Origin of the sequence: Streptomyces sp. BBFR102, assembly GCF_051397025.1 — a bacterium.
Classification (GTDB): domain Bacteria; phylum Actinomycetota; class Actinomycetes; order Streptomycetales; family Streptomycetaceae; genus Streptomyces.
This window is the reverse complement of sequence record NZ_CP195757.1, coordinates 725303-746761: the sequence shown is the minus strand read 5'-3', so window position 1 is coordinate 746761 and position 21459 is coordinate 725303. Positions and strand designations below refer to the sequence as shown.

Genomic DNA, 21459 nt, shown 5'->3' with positions numbered 1-21459 from the left:
GGAAAGGGGCTCCGGCGTGAATTCCGCGGCCGCAAAGACGAATTCGCGCCGGTGCCACCAGAACGGTCACGCTCTGTATCCATACCGGTGAGGACGGGTATGCGTCCGGAATCCGCCCACTCCGTCAGCGCGGCCGAACTCGCCCTGCCCGGGTGACCTTTCTCACGCGTGTCGTTGTCGACGCCGTGGAAAACCTGTGTGGACGTCCGTTTTCTTCCCGGCCGCGTGATGCCCATGTGTCCCGATTGATGGACCGGTGCGGAAAAGCTTCCCCGCAGTGGGAATTCGGTGCGTCCGCACCCGGTTCCGCAGCGTGATTGTCCCCAACTCCGGCCGCATTCTCGGGTACTGGCACACGCGGTCTAATGTCTTCGCGAGAACATCGCCATACCCCTTCACGCCGCCCACGGCCCCACCCCTCAGCCGCGGACAGGCGTGAGATCGACTGCTGTGGAGAACTGCGCGCATGAACCGCAAGACATTGGTGCTGCCGGCCGTCGTCGGCCTGCTCGCCCCCGTACTCGCCGCCTGCGGCGGATCGGACGGCGCGGACCAGGGCGGCGACGCCATCGTCGTCGGCACCACCGACCGGTTCGCCGCCACCCAGGACGCTCCGGCCCCCCTCGACCCGGCCTCCGCCTACGACGCCGGCGCCTGGAACGTGCTCCGTCAGACCATCCAGACCCTGCTGACCCTGCCTCGCGGTGGCGGCGAGCCGGTGCCCGAGGCGGCCGAGACCTGCTCGTTCACCGACGCGGGGAACGAGCGGTACAGCTGCAAGCTCCGCGAGGGCCTGACCTTCTCCAACGGCGACGAGCTGAACGCCGAGGACGTCAAGTACTCGATCGACCGCATCATGCGCATCAAGGACGGAAACGGCCCGGTCGGTCTGCTGACCAACATCGACACCGTCGAGACCCGGGGAGAGCGCGAGGTCGTCTTCCACCTCCACAGCTCCGACGCGACCTTCCCCTACAAGCTCGCCACCCCCGCCGCCGGCATCGTCAACGAGGCCGAGTACCCGGCCGACAAGCTCCGCGAGGGCTTCGACGTCTCCGGCTCGGGCCCGTACAGCGTGCAGACCGAGGTCGAGGACAACCAGGTCGTCAAGCTCAACTTCAGCGCCAACTCCAGCTACAAGGGCAGCCTGAAGCGGAACAACGAGAAGGTCGTCATGCGCTCCTTCGCCGACCCCGACAGCATGGGGGCGGCGCTGGAGAAGGGCGACGCCGACCTGATGACCCGTACGATCTCGCCGCAGCAGATCAAGAAGTACACCGGCGACCAGGTCGAGAAGATCCGCCTCGTCGAGATGCCCGGCCTGGAGATCCGCTATCTCGGCTTCAACACCGAAGACCCCAAGGCCGACAAGGCGATACGCCAGGCCATGGGTTACCTCATCGACCGGGGCGCCCTCACCTCGAAGGTCTACGGCACCGCGGCGGAGCCGCTGTACTCGCTGGTGCCCACCACCATCACCGGGCACACCAACTCGTTCTTCAACCAGTACGGCGAGCAGCCCGACCCGGCCAAGGCCCGGGCCGCGCTCCAGCAGGCGGGCATCGAGGCCCCCGTCGAGCTGACGCTGCACTACACCACGGACCACTACGGCCAGGGCACCGAGGGCGAGTTCAAGGAGATCAGCCGCCAGCTCAACGCGAGCGGCCTCTTCAAGACCGACACCAAGGGCACCGGCTGGGACAAGTTCCGCGCCGCGCAGGTCAAGGGCGAGTACCCGGTCTTCGGGATGGGCTGGTTCCCCGACTTCCCCGACGCCGACAACTTCGTCGCGCCCTTCCTCGACAAGAACAACTTCCTGTCCTCGCCGTACAACAACAAGAACATCCAGAACAAGCTCATCCCCGCCTCGCGCCGGGAGGCCGACCGCTCCGCGGCCGCCGACCCGATCAAGGAGATACAGGACATCGTCGCCCAGGACGTCCCGGTCCTCCCGCTCTGGCAGGGCAAGCAGTACGTCGCTGCCCGCGACGACATCACCGGCGTCGAGTGGGCCCTCGACGCTTCCTCCAACGTCCGGCTCTGGGAGCTGGACCGCGGCGTCAGCAGCTGACCGGCGCCCCACGCGAGAAGGCGGCCGCCCATCCCTGCAGGACCGGGTGGCCGCCTTCGCGTACCACGGGGGAGGGCTACTGCCCGGCCCCGCCCGGCCGCACCAGCCCGCTCTCGTACGCGTGGACGGCCGCCTGGACGCGGTCGCGCAGGCCGAGCTTGTTCAGCACGTGCCCCACGTGGGTCTTGACCGTCGTCTCGCTGACGAACAGGTCCGCCGCGATCTCCGCGTTCGACAGCCCCCGCGCCACCAGCTTCAACACCTCGACCTCGCGGTCGGTGAGGGTGTGCAGGGTCTCCGACACCGGCTCGTCGCCCGACGGCAGGTGCTCCGCGTACTTGTCGAGCAGACGGCGCGTCACGCTCGGGGCCAGCATCGCCTCACCCGAGGCCACCACCCGGATCGCCTGCACCAGTTCGTGCGCCGGGGCGTCCTTCAGCAGGAAGCCGCTGGCCCCCGCCCGCAGCGCCTCCACCACGTACTCGTCGAGGTCGAAGGTGGTCAGCACCAGCACCTTCGCCGGACCGTCGCGCCCGGGGCCGGTGATCTGCCGGGTCGCCTCCACCCCGTCCATCCGGGGCATCCGGATGTCCATCAGCACCACGTCGGGCTGGAGCGCCCGCACCTGGTCCAGGGCCTGGAGCCCGTCACCGGCCTCGCCGACGACCGCGACATCCTGCTCGGCCTCCAGAATCATCCGGAATCCCGTACGCAGCAGCGGCTGATCGTCCACCAGCAGGACGCGAATGGCCACGTGATCTCCCCTTCGACTAGGACGCGCTCATTCTGCCCTGCTCGGGCTCCCGCGACCCGGGCAGGTGCACCGGCAAGGGATACGGCGGGGGAGTCCCCCCGAATTCGGGACAGACCGCCTGATGGTCGCACCAGCCGCACAGCTTCGAGGGCTTCGGCCGCCAGTCGCCCGTCCGGGTCGCCTCCTGGATCGCCTCCCAGAGTGCCAGCAGCTTGCGCTCCACCCGTTCCAGGTCCGCCATCACCGGGTCGTAGGTCCGCACCTCACCGCTGCCCAGGTAGACCAGCTGGAGCCGGCGCGGCAGCACACCCTTCAGCCGCCACACCACCAAGGCGTAGAACGTCATCTGGAAGAGCGCGCCCTCGGCGTACTGCGGACGCGGGGCCTTGCCCGTCTTGTAGTCCACGATGCGCACCTCGCCGGTGGGCGCCACGTCGACCCGGTCGATGATGCCGCGCAGCCGCAGCCCCGACTCCAGCTCCGCCTCGACGAACAGCTCCCGCTCGGCCGGCTCCAACCGCGTGGGGTCCTCCAGCGTGAACCACCGCTCGACCAGCCGCTCCGCCTCGCCCAGCCACCGCTGGAGCCGCTCGCCGGGCGTGCCCTCGCCCTCCTCGCCGGAGAAGAGCTCGGCCAGCTCCGGGCGGCCGGCCAGCAGCCGCTCCCACTCGCCCGGCAGCAGCCCCTTGGCGCTCGGGGCCGTCCGCTCGGCGGCCGGGGCGTCGAACAGCCGCTCCAGCACCGCGTGGACCAGGGTGCCCCGGGTCGCCGCCGGGCTGGGCTTCTCAGGCAGCCGGTCGATCACCCGGAAGCGGTACAGCAGCGGGCACTGCATGAAGTCACTGGCCCGCGAGGGCGACAGCGACACCGGCGGCCTGCTCCGCCCGCCCGGGGCCGCCCCGGGCGCTCCGCCGGCCACGGGCGCGGCCTGCTCCGCGCCGGTCGCCGGGGGCTCGGCACCCGCCCCGCCCGCCGTGTCCACCGGTTCCGCGTCCGTCCTCGTCTCCATGACCCCCGACCCTACGGCCCCGGACGGACAGCGCGGACCCGCCGCGGGCCGCCCTCCCGCGAAGGGAGCCGCAGCCCACGGCCGCCGTCCCTCCGCTTACCATCGACGCCAGACCCTCCCGCCCCGCACGACCGGAACCATCCGGCCCTCGTCCGGGGGCACACCGGGAGAGACGGATCGCACGAGGGGACTGAGGGATCACCGTGGACGAAAGCGGCGGCGGCCAGAAGCGCCGGCCCGAAGGCGAAGGCCGCCCGGGCGCCCCCGCACCCGGCAACGCCACGCCCACCCGGGCCCGCGAACCGGGCGGCGGCCTGCTCATGGGCCGCTTCTTCGGTGTACCCATCTACGTCGCCCCCAGCTGGTTCCTGGTCGCCGCCCTCATCACCTGGGTCTTCGGGGGCCAGCTCGACAGGGTCCTGCCCGAGCTGGGCGGCGCCCGCTACCTCGTCTCCCTCTTCTTCGCCGTCGCCTTCTACGCCTCGGTCCTCGTCCACGAACTGGCCCACACCGTCGTCGCCCTGCGCCAGAAGCTGCCGGTGCGCCGCATCCAGCTCCAGTTCTTCGGCGGCGTCTCCGAGATCGAGAAGGAGAGCGAGACCCCCGGCCGGGAGTTCCTCCTCGCCTTCGTCGGCCCGCTGCTCTCCCTCGTCCTCGGCGGCGCCTTCTACCTAGCCCTCGACCTGGTCGAACCCGGCACCGTGCCCGGCGTCCTGGTCGCCGGACTCACCATCTCCAACCTCCTGGTCGCCGTCTTCAACCTGCTGCCCGGCCTGCCCCTGGACGGCGGCCGGATGCTGCGTGCCGTCGTCTGGAAGATCACCGGCAGGCCGATGAGCGGCACCGTCGCCGCCGCCTGGGTCGGCCGGGCGCTCGCCGTCGCCGTCCTCATCGGCCTGCCGCTGCTCACCCACACCGGCACCCTCGGCGGAGCCGGCCAGGAGGTCGACGGCATGGACACGGTGATGGACGCGCTCCTCGCCGCCATCCTCGCCGCCATCATCTGGACCGGCGCCGGCAACAGCCTGCGCGTCGCCCGCCTCCGCGAGCACCTGCCCGACCTGCGGGCCCGCGCCCTGACCCGCCGAGCCGTCCCCGTCGAGGAGGCCACCCCGCTCTCCGAGGCGCTCCGCCGGGCCAACGAGGCGGGCGCCCGCGCCCTGGTGGTCGTCGACCCGCACGGCGACCCCGTCTCCCTGGTCCGAGAGGCCGCCATCGTGGGCGTCCCCGAGCACCGCAGGCCCTGGGTGGCGGCCGGCAGCCTCGCCCAGGAGATCACCGAGGGCATGCGGGTCCCGGCCGAACTGGCCGGCGAGGAACTGCTGGAACTGCTCCGCGCCCACCCCGCCACCGAGTACCTGGTGGTCGAGGAGGACGGCGCCGTCTACGGCGTGCTGGCCGCCTCCGACGTCGAGCGCGCCTTCGTCAGGGCGATGGCCCGGCCCAGCTGACCCCGGGGAGCAGGGGCGTGGTCCGGGACCCCGCCCCGGGCCCGGTAGGCTGGTCACATGTCCGAACCGACCGGTGCCGCCCGCCGTCGCGGGCCCTTCGAAGTCGGGGACCAGGTCCAGCTCACCGACCCCAAGGGACGCCACTACACCTTCACGCTCGAAGCAGGGAAGAACTTCCACACCCACAAGGGTTCCTTCCCCCACGACGAGCTGATCGGTGCTCCCGAGGGCAGCGTTGTCCGCACCACGGGAAACGTCGCCTACCTCGCTCTGCGCCCCCTGCTCCCCGATTACGTCCTGTCCATGCCCCGCGGCGCCGCCGTGGTCTACCCGAAGGACGCGGGCCAGATCCTCGCCTTCGCCGACATCTTCGCCGGCGCCCGCGTCGTCGAGGCCGGTGTCGGCTCCGGCTCCCTCAGCAGCTTCCTGCTGCGCGCCATCGGCGACCAGGGCATGCTGCACAGCTACGAGCGCCGTGCCGACTTCGCCGACATCGCCCGGCAGAACGTCGAGCGGTACTTCGGCGGCCCGCACCCCGCCTGGCAGCTCACCGTCGGCGACCTCCAGGACAACCTCTCCGACACCGACGTCGACCGGGTCATCCTCGACATGCTCGCCCCCTGGGAGTGCCTGGAGGCCGTCTCCAAGGCCCTGGTCCCCGGCGGCATCCTCTGCTGCTACGTGGCGACCACGACCCAGCTGGCCCGCACCGTCGAGTCCATCCGCGAGATCGGCTGCTTCAACGAGCCGACCGCCTGGGAGTCGATGATCCGCAACTGGCACATCGAGGGCCTGGCCGTCCGCCCGGACCACCGGATGATCGGCCACACCGGCTTCCTCCTCACCGCCCGCCGCCTCGCCGACGGGGTCGAGCCCCCGATGCGCCGGCGCCGCCCCGCCAAGGGCGCCTACGGCGAGGACTACTCCGGCCCCAACGCCGACGGCGGCACCCCCACCGCGCGCTGACCCGCCGCACCTCCCCGTACGCCGCCGCCCGGTACGCACCCCGCGTACCGGGCGGCGGCGTCACGCGTACGAGTGGTCCCGAGGCCGCCCCGCGCTCGCCCGGACGGCCCCGCCGGCCGACCCGAGGGGGTGTCACCCGGACGGCCCCGCCGCACCCGTCGTGACCCCGCCGTTCCCAGGACCTGTGACGTGTGGCACCATGCCGACAACCCCACCGGCACAGCCCTCACGGGAGATCCTCCTAGTGCAGTACCCCGCCGTCCCGGAACTGGCCCATACGCGCGCCCGGCCCCTCCACTGGGTCGCCACGGCCGCCGCCGTCTCCGCCGTCGTCGCCCTGACCGGCCTCCTCCAGCCCGGCCCGGCCACCGCGCAGCCCGCGGCCCGGACCGCGCCCGAGGCCCCCGGGCCCGCGGAGGAGTCCCGTCCCGCGCCGCCGCCGGTGGCCCCGGGCACCGAGGGCGCCGACTTCCCGCTCGACTGCGGCCCCGCCGACGCGGTCGTCCAGGACGAGGCCGAGGGAGACCTCGACGGCGACCGCGCCCCCGAGACCGTCGCGGTCGTGCACTGCGACGCCGGCTCGGGCACACCGCCGCGCGCCGTGTACGTCCTCACCGCCGGCCAGGACCCCGAAGCGCCGCCCCGCGTCGTCGCCACCCTCCTCGACCCCCTCGAACAGCGGAGCATAGGCTCCTTCGCCGTCCGCGACGGCGTGGTCCGCGCCACCCTGCTCGGCTACTCCTCGGTGGACATACCCCGGTGCTGTCCCGACACCGAGGAGGACGTCACCTGGCGGTGGAGCGGCAAGGCGTTCCTCCGCTCCGACCCCGCCCGCTCCGCCGGCGCCTGACCCGCCGCACACACGAAAGGGCCCGCCGGTGGAGGCGGACCCCTTCCGTACCGGAACCGGCGGCGCTACGACGCCTCGGGGCCGTAGACCTCCACCCGGTCGGCCACCCGGCGGACGTGGATGCAGTCGCCCGGGCACTCCTTGGCCGAGTCGGCCACGTCGCGCAGCAGCGGCAGCGGCACCGGGGTGGTCGCCCCGGGCTGCTGGAGCAGTTCGTCGTCGGCGCTCTTCACGTACGCCAGGCCGTCGATGTCCAGTTCGAACACCTCGGGCGCGTACTGCACACAGATGCCGTCACCGGTACAAAGGTCCTGGTCGATCCAGACCTCCAGCGCCTCCCCGGCGCCGGGCCCGGTCTCCTCCTGCACCGTCATCTCTCCTGCCGTTTCCCGGCGCCGGACCGGTCCCGGTCGGGACAAGTCGGAAGGGCGCCGACGGGTGTTGAACACTCCGACGATACAACCGGCGGCTTCCCCCGGCCCGAGGGTGGGTATGGCTTTGGCGTGAGGGAGAGCGCAAGGGTGAAGATCGGACACACCCCGCAGTCTTTGTGATCTAGGGGTTTCAACCGACACCCGCCCAGGTAGGGTCTGGAAGCGTCCAGCTCCCCTTGGAGGAGGTGAGGACCGTGGCAGCCCACGACGACGACACCAACCGCGGCATCCGCCCGGGACGCGGGTCCGACGACCCGGCCGGGCAGATCGCCTATCTTGAGCAGGAAATCGCCGTCCTGCGCCGCAAGCTCGCCGACTCTCCGCGCCAAACGAGGATTCTCGAAGAGCGGATCGTCGAGCTGCAGACCAATCTCGCCGGCGTGTCCGCGCAGAACGAGCGGCTCGCCGGGACCCTCCGCGAGGCCCGCGACCAGATCGTGGCCCTCAAGGAGGAAGTCGACCGGCTCGCGCAGCCGCCGGCCGGCTTCGGTGTCTTCCTCACGGCGAATGAGGACGGCACCGCCGACATCTTCACCGGCGGCCGCAAACTGAGGGTCAACGTCAGCCCCGGCGTCGAACTCGAGGAGTTGCGGCGCGGCCAGGAAGTGATGCTCAACGAAGCGCTCAACGTGGTCGAGGCCATGACCTTCGAGCGCGTCGGCGAGATCGTCACCCTCAAGGAGATCCTGGAGGGCGGCGACCGCGCCCTGGTCCTCGGCCACACCGACGAGGAGCGCGTGGTCCGGCTCGCCGAACCGCTCCTGGGCGTCACCATCCGCCCCGGCGACGCCCTCCTGCTCGAACCCCGCTCGGGATACGTCTACGAGGTCATCCCCAAGAGCGAGGTCGAGGAGCTGGTCCTCGAAGAGGTCCCCGACATCGACTACACCCGGATCGGCGGTCTCGGCAGCCAGATCGAGACGATCCAGGACGCGGTCGAGCTGCCGTACCTCTACCCGGACCTCTTCAAGGAGCACGAGCTGCGCCCGCCCAAGGGCGTCCTGCTCTACGGCCCGCCCGGCTGCGGCAAGACGCTCATCGCCAAGGCCGTGGCCAACTCCCTCGCCAAGAAGGTGGCGGAGGCGACAGGGCAGCCCGCGGGGAAGAGCTTCTTCCTCAACATCAAGGGCCCCGAACTCCTCAACAAGTACGTCGGCGAGACGGAGCGGCACATCCGCCTCGTCTTCCAGCGGGCCCGTGAGAAGGCCAGCGAAGGCACCCCCGTCATCGTCTTCTTCGACGAGATGGAATCGCTCTTCCGTACCCGCGGCTCCGGCGTCAGCTCCGACGTCGAGAACACCATCGTCCCCCAGCTCCTCGCCGAGATCGACGGCGTCGAGGGCCTGGAGAACGTCATCGTCATCGGCGCCTCCAACCGCGAGGACATGATCGACCCGGCGATCCTGCGCCCCGGCCGCCTCGACGTGAAGATCAAGATCGAGCGTCCGGACGCCGAGGCCGCCAAGGACATCTTCGCCAAGTACCTCAAGTCCAGCCTGCCGCTGCACACCGACGACCTCGCCGAGCACGGCAGCGACCGGGACGCCACCGTCCACGGCATGATCCAGACCGTGGTCGAGCAGATGTACGCCGAGTCCGAGGAGAACCGCTTCCTCGAAGTCACGTACGCCAACGGCGACAAGGAAGTCCTCTACTTCAAGGACTTCAACTCCGGCGCCATGATCGAGAACATCGTCGGCCGCGCCAAGAAGATGGCCATCAAGGCCTTCCTCGACCAGCAGCAGAAGGGCCTGCGCGTCTCCCACCTCATCCAGGCTTGCGTGGACGAGTTCAAGGAGAACGAGGACCTGCCGAACACCACCAACCCGGACGACTGGGCCCGCATCTCCGGCAAGAAGGGCGAGCGGATCGTCTACATCCGCACGCTCGTCACCGGCAAGCAGGGCGCGGACACCGGGCGCTCCATCGACACGGTGGCCAACACGGGTCAGTACCTGTAAGGCTCCCTGAGCACCACAGACCGGCTGCGGACGTCCCTCCGGGCGTCCGCAGTCGGCTGCTTTCCGCGCCGCCGCCGCGGCACACCCCGAGCAAACCCCGCAATCACTCCCCACCAGCGCAAAGGCGTTCTAGGCTCGTCGGTACCACCGAGGTCGCGCGGCGCGGGGACGGCACCGCACGCGCACCCGCGAGCACCCGCGGAACTGTGAGCGGCGCCCCCGCCCGGGGGCGCCGCAGGGCAAGGAGGGCCGCATGACCGTACGGCGAGTAATGGGCATCGAGACGGAGTACGGGATCTCCGTCCCCGGCCATCCCAACGCCAATGCCATGCTCACCTCGTCCCAGATCGTCAACGCCTACGCGGCGGCGATGCACCGGGCGCGCCGCGCCCGCTGGGACTTCGAGGAGGAGAACCCGTTGCGCGACGCGCGAGGCTTCGACCTCGCCCGGGACAACGCCGACGCCAGCCAGCTCACCGACGAGGACATCGGCCTGGCCAACGTCATCCTCACCAACGGCGCACGGCTCTACGTCGACCACGCGCACCCCGAGTACAGCTCGCCCGAGCTGACCAACCCGCGCGACGCCGTCCTGTGGGACAAGGCGGGCGAGCGCATCATGGCGGAGGCCGCCGAGCGCGCCGCCGTCCTGCCGGGCGCCAATCCCATCCACCTGTACAAGAACAACACCGACAACAAGGGCGCCTCGTACGGCACGCACGAGAACTACCTGATGAAGCGGGACACCCCGTTCGCGGACATCGTGCGCCACCTGACGCCCTTCTTCGTCTCGCGCCAGGTCGTCACCGGCGCCGGCCGCGTCGGGCTGGGCCAGGACGGCTCGGACCACGGCTTCCAGCTCAGCCAGCGCGCGGACTACTTCGAGGTCGAGGTCGGGCTGGAGACGACACTCAAGCGGCCCATCATCAACACCCGGGACGAGCCGCACGCCGACGCCGAGCGCTGGCGCCGCCTCCATGTGATCATCGGCGACGCCAACCTCTCGGAGATCTCCACCTACCTCAAGCTCGGCACCACCGCACTGGTCCTGTCGATGATCGAGGACGGCTTCATCGCCGTGGACCTCGCCGTCGACCAGCCGGTCCGCACCCTGCACAAGGTCTCCCACGACCCGTCCCTCAAACAGCTCGTCACCCTGCGCAGCGGCCGCACCCTCACCGCCGTCCAGCTCCAGATGGAGTACTTCGAGCTGGCCCGCAAATACGTCGAGGAGCGGTACGGCGCCGACGCCGACGAGCAGACCCGCGACGTGCTGGCCCGCTGGGAGGAGGTGCTCGGCAAGCTGGAGAGCGACCCGATGAGCCTCGCCGACCAGCTCGACTGGGTGGCCAAGCGCCAGCTCATGGAGGGGTACCGGCGCCGCGACCAGCTGGAGTGGGACGCGCCCCGGCTCCACCTGGTCGACCTCCAGTACGCGGACGTGCGCCAGGGCAAGGGCCTGTACAACCGCCTGGTCGCGCGCGGGCGGATGCAGCGGCTGCTGGACGAGCGGGATGTCACCGAGGCGCAGATCAAGCCCCCGGAGGACACCCGTGCGTACTTCCGCGGGCGCTGCCTGGAGCAGTACGCCGACGACGTCGCGGCGGCCTCCTGGGACTCGGTCATCTTCGACCTGCCGGGCCGCGACTCGCTCCAGCGGGTGCCCACCCTGGAGCCGCTGCGGGGCACCCGGGAGCACGTCGGACACCTCCTGGACCGGTGCCGTACCGCACAGGAACTGGTTCAGGCCCTCTCGGGGGGCTGAAACCGCCGCTGACCGGGAATGATCCACCCGGGGCCCGCGGGCCCCGGGCCGGCCGGACTTAAGGACGCGCCGGATCAGGGCCCGACTTGTAGGGTCTGATCAAGTACATCGAGTACATCGAACCGAGCGGGGTGAGGTACGGATGGCGGCCAAGGACAGCGACGGCGGACAGCAGAAGGCGAATCGTCCGACGGAATCGACCGAGGAGCAGACCGAGGACGCAACTGTCTCGGAGGAGCTCAAGGAGCGCCAGGAGGCGCTGAGCGACGACGTCGACTCCGTTCTCGACGAGATCGACGACGTCCTGGAGGAGAACGCCGAGGACTTCGTCCGCGGATTCGTGCAGAAGGGCGGCGAGTAGCCCCTCGGGGCCTCGGCCCCCACCGGCGCGCGGGCGGCGTCCAGGACGCCGCCCGCCGCTGCGTACGGACGGGCTCCCGCGAGGTGCCCGTCTTCTCCCGTATCCCAGGTGGATCACCGCCCCCGGGCGGGTAGGGTCCTGGCGTAACGTGCTTCACCCGCTATTCGGCCACCGGCACGTCGGGTACCGCCCGGCGCTCGGGTCAGGCCGCCGCCTATCCGGAAGGAAACGTGTGGAAGCCATCACTCGTAGCACCGGGCGTCTGCCGGCTGCCTTCCTGACGCCCGGGTCCTCGTCGTTCGTGGACTTCCTGTCGGAGCATCAGCCCGAGATGCTGCCGGGCAACCGTCAGCTCCCGCCCGTCCAGGGCGTGGTCCAGGCCCCGCACGGCACCACCATCGTCGCGACCACCTTCCCCGGCGGGGTCGTCCTCGCCGGCGACCGGCGCGCCACGATGGGGAACGTCATCGCCCAGCGCGACATCGAGAAGGTCTTCCCGGCCGACGAGCACTCGGCCGTGGGCATCGCCGGGACCGCCGGTCTCGCGGTGGAGATGGTCAAGCTCTTCCAACTGGAGCTGGAGCACTTCGAGAAGGTCGAAGGCGCCCAGCTCTCCCTGGAGGGCAAGGCCAACCGTCTCTCCACGATGATCCGCTCCAACCTCGGCATGGCCATGCAGGGCCTCGCCGTCGTCCCCCTCTTCGTCGGGTACGACGTGGACCGCGCGCGCGGCCGGATCTTCTCCTACGACGTCACCGGCGGCCGCTCGGAGGAGCACGGGTACGCGGCGACGGGCTCCGGCTCGACCTTCGCCCGCGGCTCCATGAAGAAGCTCTACCGCGACGACCTGACGGAGGAGCAGGCCACCACGCTGGTCGTCCAGGCGCTCTACGACGCCGCGGACGACGACTCGGCGACCGGCGGCCCCGACGTCGCCCGGCGGATCTACCCGATCGTCACCGTGATCACCGACGACGGCTTCCGGCGGCTGACGGAGGCGCAGATCTCCGACGTCGCGCGCGCGGTGCTGGAGCGGCGCATGGAGCAGCCGGACGGGCCCCGTGCGTCACTGCTGTAGGGCGCGGCTCGTGCCGCCTGGATTGTTTGGGTCACCGACAGAAAGGGACGGATAGCCGGTGTCGACGCCGTTCTATGTCTCACCACAGCAGGCCATGGCCGACCGGGCGGAATACGCCCGCAAGGGCATCGCCCGCGGACGGAGCCTCGTGGTGCTCCAGTACACCGACGGCATCGTGTTCGTCGGTGAGAATCCGTCCCGCGCACTGCACAAGTTCAGCGAGATCTACGACCGGATCGGATTCGCCGCCGCCGGTAAGTACAACGAATACGAGAACCTCCGGATCGGCGGCGTACGCTACGCCGATCTGCGCGGATACACCTACGACCGCGACGACGTGACGGCACGCGGCCTGGCCAACGTGTACGCGCAGACCCTCGGCACGATCTTCTCCAGCAACGGCGAGAAGCCGTACGAGGTGGAGCTGGTCGTCGCCGAGGTCGGTGAGGACGCCTCGGGCGACCAGATCTACCGCCTGCCGCACGACGGCTCGATCGTGGACGAGCACGGCTCGGTCGCGGTCGGTGGCAACGCCGAGCAGATCAGCTCCTACCTGGACCAGCGCCACGAGGACACGATGACGCTCGCCCAGGCCCTGCGCCTGGCGGTCAGCGCTCTGTCCCGCGACACCAACGGCAGCGAGCGCGAGATCCCCGCCGAGCGGCTGGAGGTCGCGGTGCTCGACCGCACCAGGCCGCAGCGGCGCAAGTTCAAGCGGATCGTCGGCACCCGGCTCGCCCGCCTCCTGGAGGAGGGCACGGGCGGCGGTTCCTCCTCGTCCACCGCTTCCCCGGCGGCGGAGGACGAGGAACTGGACCTCCCCGACCTGCCGGGCGACGACGGGTCGTCGGGCTCCGGCGCGCAGAGCTGACAGCGGGTCCCGGCGGCAGGAGCCGGGACCACGGTGGCCCGCACCCGCCCTCACCGGGGCCGGGTGCGGGCCACCGTCATGTCCGGGCGGGTGCCGGGCCGGTGGAGCCGCGGACGGTGAGGGCGACGCGCAGTTCCTCGTCGGCCGGCGTGCCGCCGTCCACGGCGGTGAGCAGCGCCGCCATGCCCCGTGCCCCGAACTCCTCGGCGGGCAGCGTGACCGTGGTCAGCTCCGGTTCGACGGCCGTGGCCAGGGTCAGGTCGTCGAACCCGGTGACGGACAGGTCCTCGGGGACCCGAGTCCCCAGCCGCCGGGCCGCCTTGCACGCCCCCGCGGCCAGGAGGTCGTCGTCGCAGACCAGCGCGGTCGGGCGAGGCCCGGGGGCGGTGAGCAGGCGGGTCACCGCGGCCTGCGCCTCGGCCACCGTGAGCGCGCACCGGTGCGTCTGAAGCCGGGCGCCGGGCACCCCGGCCACCGAGGCGGCGAGCGCGGCGGCGCGGACCTCGAAGGTCCAGGAGTCCACCTCGGCGGCGAGATGGGCGAAATGGCGGTGGCCGAGGTCCAGCAGGTGCCCGGCGGCCTGGCGCATGCCGTCGGCGATGGCGAGGTTGACGGTGGCGGTGGCCGGCCCGGTGGCGGGGTCGCTGTCGAGCATCACCAGCGGCAGGGCGCCCGCGCCGATCCCGCTGAGCGCGTGGGCCGCCATCGAGGAGGCGAGGACGCCGTCGAGGGCGGCCGGTGCGGAGGCGAACGGGTCGGTGGCCGGTCCGGTGCCCTCCGGCGAGGGGTAGAGGAGGACGCCGAAGCCGTGCGCCGCGGCGACGGAGGCGGCACCCGCGTGGACCCGGGCGAAGAACTCGTTGGTGAGGGCGGGTACCACCAGCAAAGCCGTTCGGGTCCGCCCGGTCCGGAGGTCGCGGGCGGCGAGATTCGGCCGGTACCCGAGCGTCCTGGCCGCCTCCCGGACACGTTCGGCGGTGGCCGTCGAGACCCGGCCCGGCCACTTGCCGCCGAGGACCAGGGAGACGGCGGCCTGCGACACTCCGGCGGCTCGGGCGACGTCCTTGCTGGTGGGCCGGGATACGGCGGACAAAGGGGCGGGTCCTCTCCAGAGGGCGGAATCCGGTGCGGCCGCCGCACGGACGCCGGGGCGGCGCCGACGGGTGCCCGGCGGGCGCCGGCCCGGGACCGTCCCGTCCCCGCTGAGCCGCCCCTGGACCCCGGCTGCCCGCACATGGTACGTATGACGCCGACGTTATACGTAACACTCGGGTGAGGGGCTGCCGATGGCGACGGGATACGGGGAACTGCTGCGCTCGCGGCACGCGGTGCGGCTGCTCTGCGGCACGCTGGTCGGCCGGCTCCCCAGCGCGACCGGGCACATCGCGATCGTGCTCTTCGTCCGCTCCGAGGGCGGTGGCTACGCGCTGGCCGGCGCCCTCGCGGCGGTGTACGGACTGGCCACCGCCGTGGGCCAGCCGCTGCTGGGGCGCGCCGTGGACCTGTGGGGGCAGCCGCGCGTGATGCTCCCGGCCGCCGTGCTGTCCGGGGCCGGCATGGCGGCGCTGGCCGTCGTCGGCGCCGAGTCGCTGCCGCCGGCCTGCGCGGCCGTGGTGGTGGCCGGAGTCTGCACCCCGCCGCTGGAGGGCGGGCTGCGGGCCCTGTGGCCCGCCGTGCTCGGGCGCGAGGACCGGGTGCACGCGGCGTACGCGCTCGACGCGGTGGCGCAGGAGGTCATGTTCACCGCCGGGCCGCTGCTGGTCACGCTCTTCGTCGCCTGGTGGTCGCCGGGCGCCGCGCTGCTGGTGATCAACGTCCTCGGCGTCCTCGGCGCGCTCTCGGTCGTCGTCTCCGAGCCGTCCCGGCGCTGGCGTTCCGCCCCGCGCGAGGCGCACTGGCTCGGCGCGCTGCGCTCACCCGGACTGCTGGCCCTGCTCTGCTCCTTCCTCTTCGTCGGTGTGGCCCTCGGCTCGATCACCGTGGCCGCCGTGGCCTACGCCGACGACCACGGCCGGGAGTCCGTCTACGGCTGGCTGATGGCGGCGCTCGGCCTCGGCGCCCTGATCGGCGGCGCGGTCTACGGCGCCCGGCGGTGGGCGGGGGAGCCCGAGCGGCGGCTGCGCGTCCTGGTGGGGCTGCTGGCCCTCGGCTACCTGCCGCTGTCGCTCACCCCCTCGGTGGCCGCGATGACCGGCCTCGCCGTGGTCTCCGGGCTCTTCCTTGCGCCCGCGCTCGCCTGTGCGTTCGTGGTGGTGGACCGGCACGCGCCCCCAGGGACCGTGACCGAGGCGTTCTCCTGGCTCGTCACGGTCTTCGGCGTCGGCGCGGCGCTGGGTACCGGCGCGGCGGGACCGGCCGTCGAATGGGGTGGCACCGCCCCCGGGTTCTGGGTCGCGGGGGTCGGGGGAGTGGCCGCGCTGCTGGTGCTGCTGGCCACCTCGCGGGTGCTGAACGGGCGCGGCCGGGGCGGCGATCCGGTGGTCTCTTCGGAAAATGATCGAAACGGGGCCGTCGAACCCGGTTTCAGTGCGGGGCATCAGGCGTAATGTTCAGTCATGGACCGCCGCATTTTCGGGCTGGAGAACGAGTACGGCGTCACGTGCACCTTCAGGGGACAGCGCCGTCTGTCGCCTGACGAGGTGGCGCGCTACCTCTTCCGCCGCGTTGTGTCATGGGGCCGCAGCAGCAATGTGTTTCTGCGGAACGGCGCCCGCCTGTATCTCGATGTGGGTTCGCATCCGGAATACGCCACACCGGAATGCGACGACGTCACCGAACTGGTGACCCACGACAAGTCCGGGGAACGCATTCTCGAAGGGCTGCTCGTCGACGCCGAACGCCGCCTGCACGAGGAGGGGATCGCGGGCGACGTCTACCTCTTCAAGAACAACACCGACTCCGCCGGCAACTCCTACGGCTGTCATGAGAACTACCTCGTGGCCCGCCACGGGGAGTTCTCCCGCCTCGCGGACATCCTCATCCCCTTCCTCGTGACCCGGCAGCTCCTCTGCGGGGCCGGCAAGGTGCTCCAGACCCCCCGGGGCGCGGTGTACTGCGTCAGCCAGCGTGCCGAACACATCTGGGAGGGCGTCAGCTCCGCGACGACCCGCTCCCGCCCGATCATCAACACCCGCGACGAACCGCACGCCGACGCCGAGCGCTACCGCCGCCTGCACGTCATCGTCGGCGACTCGAACATGTCCGAGACCACCATGCTCCTCAAGGTCGGCGCCACCGACCTGGTGCTCCGCATGATCGAGGCGGGCACGGTGATGCGCGACCTCACCCTGGAGAACCCGATCCGGGCCATCCGCGAGGTCAGCCACGACATCACGGGCCGCCGAAAGGTGCGCCTGGCCAGCGGCCGCGAGGCATCCGCCCTGGAGGTGCAGCGGGAGTACTACGAGAAGGCCGTGGACTTCGTGGACCGCCGCGGCATCCGCACCGGCACCGTCGAGCAGGTCCTGGAGCTCTGGGGCCGCACCCTCGACGCGATCGAGGAGGAGGACCTCGACCGGGTGGCCACCGAGATCGACTGGGTCATGAAGTACAAACTCCTGGAGCGGTACCGGGCCAAGCACGACATGACGATGTCCCACCCCCGGGTCGCCCAGATAGACCTCGCCTACCACGACATCCACCGCAGGCGCGGCCTCTACTACCTCCTGGAGAAGAACGGCCAAGCCGCCCGGATCTGCAACGACCTCAAGATCTTCGAAGGCAAGTCCGTCCCGCCGCAGACCACCCGGGCCCGGCTGCGGGGCGACTTCATCCGCAGGGCGCAGGAGCAGCGCCGCGACTTCACCGTCGACTGGGTCCACCTCAAGCTCAACGACCAGGCGCAGCGGACCGTGCTGTGCAAGGACCCCTTCCGGTCGGTGGACGACCGGGTGGAGAAGCTCATCGCCGGCATGTGACGGCGCCGGAATGTGACACACCGCTCTTCCCCGCCGTGGACCGGCGGTGACCTGGGCCCCTCGTCCGTGTGATGAGGGGCCCGTTCCATGCCGTACGGGAGCAGGGGGGCGGCTGGGCCGTAGAGTGGCGGGACCGATGTGTTTTCCCGTATCCGCCAACCCCCCGAGGTCCTCCGTGCGACGCCGATTTGCCGCCTTGTTCATCGTTCCGGCTCTGCTGCTGACCGCCTGCGGGGGTGAGGAGGCCGAGAAGAAGGACGACGCGGCGGCCTCCGAGAAGCCCGCGGCGGCCCCCAAGGCCCCCAAGCCGGTCGAGTCGGCCGACCCCATGCCGGAGGTCTCCGGCGAGCCGGGTGAAAAGGCCACCATCAAGCTCCCCAAGGGCGACCCGAGCGACAAGTTCGTGGTCCACTCCCTGTCCACCGGTGACGGCCCCGAGGTCAAGAAGGACGACCTGGTGATGGCCGACTTCACCGGCAAGGTCTGGAAGGGCGGCAAGGACCTCGGCTCCAGCCACGACAAGGGCGGCGCGCCCCAGATGATCACCGCGGGCGCGGAGAACATCATCCCGGCGTTCAGCCAGTCGGTGCTGGGCCAGAAGGTCGGCAGCCGTGTCCTGGTCGTCGCGCCGCCGGCCGCCGCCTTCGGTGAGGCCGGCCAGCAGCAGCTCGGTGTCACGGGCAAGGACACCCTGGTCTTCGCCCTGGACATCAAGGACGTCGTGCCGAACATGGTCGAGGGCGAGCAGGCGGAGATCCCCTCCGACCTCCCCCAGGTCAAGGCCGACAAGCCGGAGCCGGCCACGATCTCGGTGCCGAAGAACGACCCGCCCAAGAAGCTGACCAGCAAGGTCCTCATCCAGGGTGACGGCGACGAGATCAAGAAGGGCCAGACGGTGTACATGCAGTACAGCGGCGCGGCCTGGAAGCCGAACGAGGGCAAGGAGAAGGCCAAGCTCTTCGACTCCTCCTGGAACACCGGCGCGCCCTTCGCCACCCAGATCGGCGTCGGCCAGGTCGTCGAGGGCTGGGACAAGGGTCTCATCGGCACCCACGTCGGCGACCGCGTGATGCTGGTGATCCCGCCGGAGCAGGGCTACAAGGACCAGGACAAGGGCGAGGACCTGCCCGCCAACTCCACCATGGTCTTCGTCGTGGACGTGCTCGCCGCGATGTGAGCCCGACCCGGGGCGGGGGTGTGCGTACCGCCCGCCCCGCGGTGGCAGAATGTTCCGGTTGCCCGGCTGCCCGAAAAACACAGAAGCAGGAGCCTTACGTGAGCATCGACAAGCCCGAGGTCGACTTCCCCGGTGGCGAGCCCCCGGCGGACCTGGAGATCAAGGACATCTGGGAGGGCGACGGCCCGGTCGCCAAGGCCGGCGACACCGCCAAGGTCCACTACGTGGGCGTGGCCTTCTCCACCGGTGAGGAGTTCGACGCGAGCTGGAACCGCGGTACGCCGCTCTCCTTCCAGCTCGGTGCCGGACAGGTCATCGCCGGCTGGGACCAGGGTGTCCAGGGCATGAAGGTCGGCGGCCGCCGCCAGCTGACCATCCCCGCCCACCTCGCCTACGGCGACCGTGGTGCGGGCGGCGGGCGGATCGCCCCCGGCGAGACGCTGATCTTCGTCTGCGACCTGGTCGCGGTCTGATCCCAAGCGATCAACTCCAGGGCCCATGCCGTCAGGCATGGGCCCTCCGCTTTTGCCGCGACACCCCGGGGCGGTACGGTCGTCCGTCGAAGGACCACCAGAAAGGGCGTCGATGGCGATTGCCAAGGCCGAGCGGCTGATGAACCTGGCACTGTGTCTGCTCGGGACCCGGCGCCCGTTGTCCAAACGAGAACTCCGGGGCTCCATCGAGGCGTACCTCGAAGCGGGGAACGACGACTCCTTCAACCGCATGTTCGAGCGGGACAAGGACGACCTGCGTGAGCTAGGACTCGTCATCGAGACCGTGGACAACATCGACGGCGAGGTCGGCTACCTCGCCCGCCGCGACTCCAACCGCCTCCCGCCGCTCACCCTCGACGCCGAGGAGGCAGCCGCGCTCGGCCTCGCCGCCAGGGTGTGGCAGCAGGCCCGGCTGGCGGGCGCGGCCAGCGGCGCGCTGCACAAGCTGCGCGCGGCCGGGCTGCCCGACGACGCCGACCCGTTCGCCGGGAACTCCGCCCTCGAACCGCACATCCCGGTCCACGAGTCCGCCTTCGAACCGCTGATGCTGGCCTGCCGCGACCGCCGCCCGGTCGTCTTCGACTACCGCAAGGCCAACGCGGTGCAGCCCGCCCCCCGCCAGGTCGAGCCCTGGGCGCTGGAGTGCTGGCGCGGACACTGGTACCTGGCCGGCTTCGACCGGGACCGCGGCGCCGAGCGGGTCTTCCGGCTCTCCCGCATCACCGGCAAGGTACGCACCCGCCCGGGCGGCTTCACCGCCGACGTGCCCGATGTCGTCACGGTCCGCGAGACCGTGGCGAGCTGGGCCGGGGAGAGCGCCGAGGGCACCGCCGTCATCCGGCTGCGGACCGGTGCCGGGTACCCGCTGCGTGCCAAGGCCCGCTCGGTGCGGCCCGCCGGCGAGGGCTGGGACGAGCTGGAGATCCCGTACGGCCACGGGCTGGACGCCTCCCTCGTCGAGTACGGACCCGACGTGGTGGTGCAGGAACCGGCCGAACTGCGGGCCGACGTGATCGACCGGCTCCGTGCCGTGGCGAAGGACTGAGGGAGTAACCATGGCGGCCCAGGCCAATGCCATCGACCGGACGCGACGCATGCTGTCGCTCGTCACCTACCTGCGTGAACGCCCCGGCGCCCACGTCGTGGACGTGGCGCGAGCCTTCGGCGTCACCGAGGCGGAACTGATCTCCGACCTCGACGTGCTGCCGCTGTGCGGCACCAGCTTCCGCGGCGGCGACCTGCTCGACATCGACACCGACGGCGACCGCATCTGGTGGCACAACCCGGACGACGTCGCGGCCCCGCTCCGGCTCGCCGCCGACGAGGCGACCGCGCTGCTGGTCGCCGCGCGCGCCGTCTCCACCCTGCCGGGCCTGCGCGAGGGCGACCGGCAGGCCCTGCTGCGGGTGACCGCCAAACTGGAGGCCGCCGCCGGGGAGGCCGCCGCCTCCAGCTCCCGCCTCTCGGTCACCTTCGAGGCCGAGGGAGGCGTCTTCGCCGACGTCGACCGGGCCATCTCCGAGCGCCGCCGGCTGTGGCTGCGCTACTACTCGCCGGCCCGGGACGAGCTGACCGAGCGCGAGGTCGACCCGATCCGCCTCTTCACCGTCGGCCACACCTACATGGAGGCGTGGTGCCGCCTCTCCGAGGACCGGCGCACCTTCCGCCTCGACCGGGTCGCCGAGATCCGCGTCCTCGACGAGGCGTCCGCCCCGCCCGAGATCGAGGTCCGCGACCTCTCCGCCGGCCTGGTCCAGCCCTCCGCCGACGACCCCGAGGTCGTCATCGAGGTCGGCCCGGGCGGCCGGTGGGTCGCCGAGTACTACCCGCACGACAGCGCCGAGGAACTGCCCGACGGCGGCCTGCGCATCACCCTGCGCACCCCCGACCCGGCCTCGCTGCGCCGCCTCGCCCTGCGGCTCGGCCGCGACGGGCGGATCACCGCCCCCGCCGACCTCGCCGACAGCGCCCGCGACGCCGCGCGCGAGGCGCTCGCCGCCTACGAGGCCCAGCCGTGAGCGGGGTCCTCTTCAAGGCCGCCTGCCCGGACTGCCGCTCCCGCTTCGAACTGGCCGCCGAGGCGCTGCGGCTGGCCATCGGCGGCAGCCGCCGCACCACCTTCTACTCCTTCACCTGCCCGGCCTGCGACAGCGCCGTCCGCAAGCCGGCGGGGGAGCGGATCGTGGAGCTGCTGACCCGGGGCGGCGTGCGCACGCTGCGGCTGGCCGCCGGGGTACCGCAGCCGCCGAGCGCGGGCGGCCCCGGGACCCACTCCCGGGGCGCGGGACTGACGCCGGTGA

Annotated in this window: 19 protein-coding genes and 1 pseudogene; 16 read left to right on the top strand and 4 right to left on the bottom strand. The window is 71.5% G+C overall.

Going from position 1 to position 21459, the window contains the following annotated elements; all coding sequences use genetic code 11:
• Positions 1–466 precede the first annotated feature (466 nt).
• On the top strand, positions 467–2071 hold the full coding sequence (locus ACSLIC_RS03435) for an ABC transporter substrate-binding protein (protein ID WP_436736176.1): 1605 nt from the start codon (positions 467–469) through the stop codon (positions 2069–2071).
• Positions 2072–2147: 76 nt separating this feature from the next.
• Here ACSLIC_RS03435 and ACSLIC_RS03430 read toward each other — a convergent pair whose 3' ends face one another.
• Both ACSLIC_RS03430 and ACSLIC_RS03425 read right to left on the bottom strand, forming a co-directional pair.
• Complete coding sequence (locus ACSLIC_RS03430) at positions 2148–2825, bottom strand: response regulator (RefSeq protein WP_436736175.1); 678 nt, start codon at positions 2823–2825, stop codon at positions 2148–2150.
• Positions 2826–2841: 16 nt separating this feature from the next.
• Positions 2842–3834, bottom strand: a complete 993-nt coding sequence (locus tag ACSLIC_RS03425) for a RecB family exonuclease (protein WP_436736174.1) — start codon at positions 3832–3834, stop codon at positions 2842–2844.
• A 203-nt stretch (positions 3835–4037) separates the two neighbouring features.
• Between ACSLIC_RS03425 and ACSLIC_RS03420 the strand changes: the two genes are divergently transcribed.
• The 3 genes from ACSLIC_RS03420 (at position 4038) to ACSLIC_RS03410 (ending at position 7101) form a co-directional block, all read left to right on the top strand.
• Complete coding sequence (locus ACSLIC_RS03420) at positions 4038–5285, top strand: site-2 protease family protein (RefSeq protein ID WP_436736173.1); 1248 nt, start codon at positions 4038–4040, stop codon at positions 5283–5285.
• A 57-nt stretch (positions 5286–5342) separates the two neighbouring features.
• Positions 5343–6251: a tRNA (adenine-N1)-methyltransferase gene (locus ACSLIC_RS03415; RefSeq protein ID WP_436736172.1), complete on the top strand. Its 909-nt coding sequence runs from the start codon at positions 5343–5345 to the stop codon at positions 6249–6251.
• Between the two features lie 244 nt (positions 6252–6495).
• On the top strand, positions 6496–7101 hold the full coding sequence (locus tag ACSLIC_RS03410) for a hypothetical protein (RefSeq protein ID WP_436736171.1): 606 nt from the start codon (positions 6496–6498) through the stop codon (positions 7099–7101).
• 65 nt (positions 7102–7166) lie between these two features.
• Here the strand turns inward: ACSLIC_RS03410 and ACSLIC_RS03405 are convergent, their stop codons facing one another.
• On the bottom strand, positions 7167–7475 hold the full coding sequence (locus tag ACSLIC_RS03405; RefSeq protein WP_436736170.1) for a ferredoxin: 309 nt from the start codon (positions 7473–7475) through the stop codon (positions 7167–7169).
• Positions 7476–7729: 254 nt separating this feature from the next.
• Between ACSLIC_RS03405 and arc the strand changes: the two genes are divergently transcribed.
• The 5 genes from arc (at position 7730) to prcA (ending at position 13571) form a co-directional block, all read left to right on the top strand.
• Positions 7730–9496 (top strand): proteasome ATPase, encoded by a 1767-nt coding sequence (arc, locus tag ACSLIC_RS03400; RefSeq protein ID WP_436736169.1) that lies wholly within the window; start codon positions 7730–7732, stop codon positions 9494–9496.
• A 253-nt stretch (positions 9497–9749) separates the two neighbouring features.
• Positions 9750–11261, top strand: a complete 1512-nt coding sequence (gene dop, locus ACSLIC_RS03395; protein ID WP_436736168.1) for a depupylase/deamidase Dop — start codon at positions 9750–9752, stop codon at positions 11259–11261.
• A 142-nt stretch (positions 11262–11403) separates the two neighbouring features.
• Positions 11404–11622 carry a ubiquitin-like protein Pup gene (locus ACSLIC_RS03390; RefSeq protein WP_436736167.1) on the top strand — a complete coding sequence of 73 codons (219 nt, stop codon included), beginning with the start codon at positions 11404–11406 and terminating at the stop codon, positions 11620–11622.
• A 232-nt stretch (positions 11623–11854) separates the two neighbouring features.
• Entirely contained in the window at positions 11855–12700 is an 846-nt protein-coding gene (gene prcB / locus ACSLIC_RS03385; RefSeq protein ID WP_436736166.1) for a proteasome subunit beta, read from the top strand.
• Between the two features lie 58 nt (positions 12701–12758).
• Entirely contained in the window at positions 12759–13571 is an 813-nt protein-coding gene (gene prcA / locus ACSLIC_RS03380) for a proteasome subunit alpha (RefSeq protein WP_436736165.1), read from the top strand.
• A 76-nt stretch (positions 13572–13647) separates the two neighbouring features.
• On the opposite strand, the gene ACSLIC_RS03375 is transcribed toward prcA, so the two are convergent.
• On the bottom strand, positions 13648–14664 hold the full coding sequence (locus ACSLIC_RS03375) for a LacI family DNA-binding transcriptional regulator (RefSeq protein ID WP_436736164.1): 1017 nt from the start codon (positions 14662–14664) through the stop codon (positions 13648–13650).
• Between the two features lie 193 nt (positions 14665–14857).
• Here ACSLIC_RS03375 and ACSLIC_RS03370 point away from each other — a divergent pair, with 193 nt between their 5' ends.
• The 7 genes and pseudogenes from ACSLIC_RS03370 to ACSLIC_RS03340 form a co-directional block, all read left to right on the top strand.
• Positions 14858–16117 carry an MFS transporter gene (locus tag ACSLIC_RS03370; protein WP_436736163.1) on the top strand — a complete coding sequence of 420 codons (1260 nt, stop codon included), beginning with the start codon at positions 14858–14860 and terminating at the stop codon, positions 16115–16117.
• Positions 16118–16126: 9 nt separating this feature from the next.
• The gene (gene pafA, locus ACSLIC_RS03365) at positions 16127–17488 is read left to right on the top strand and encodes a Pup--protein ligase (RefSeq protein ID WP_436736162.1); all 1362 of its coding nucleotides are present in this window, start codon (positions 16127–16129) and stop codon (positions 17486–17488) included.
• 175 nt (positions 17489–17663) lie between these two features.
• Positions 17664–18665, top strand: a complete 1002-nt coding sequence (locus ACSLIC_RS03360; RefSeq protein ID WP_436736161.1) for an FKBP-type peptidyl-prolyl cis-trans isomerase — start codon at positions 17664–17666, stop codon at positions 18663–18665.
• A 98-nt stretch (positions 18666–18763) separates the two neighbouring features.
• A complete protein-coding gene (locus ACSLIC_RS03355; protein WP_436736160.1) occupies positions 18764–19138 on the top strand; it encodes an FKBP-type peptidyl-prolyl cis-trans isomerase in 375 nt (124 codons plus the stop codon).
• Between the two features lie 112 nt (positions 19139–19250).
• Entirely contained in the window at positions 19251–20204 is a 954-nt protein-coding gene (locus tag ACSLIC_RS03350; RefSeq protein ID WP_436736159.1) for a helix-turn-helix transcriptional regulator, read from the top strand.
• 10 nt (positions 20205–20214) lie between these two features.
• Positions 20215–21177 carry a helix-turn-helix transcriptional regulator gene (locus ACSLIC_RS03345; RefSeq protein WP_436736158.1) on the top strand — a complete coding sequence of 321 codons (963 nt, stop codon included), beginning with the start codon at positions 20215–20217 and terminating at the stop codon, positions 21175–21177.
• Positions 21174–21392 (top strand): annotated as a pseudogene (locus ACSLIC_RS03340) (hypothetical protein); the annotation flags it as partial. The gene ACSLIC_RS03345 and the pseudogene ACSLIC_RS03340, both read left to right, overlap by 4 nt.
• Positions 21393–21459: the final 67 nt, after the last annotated feature.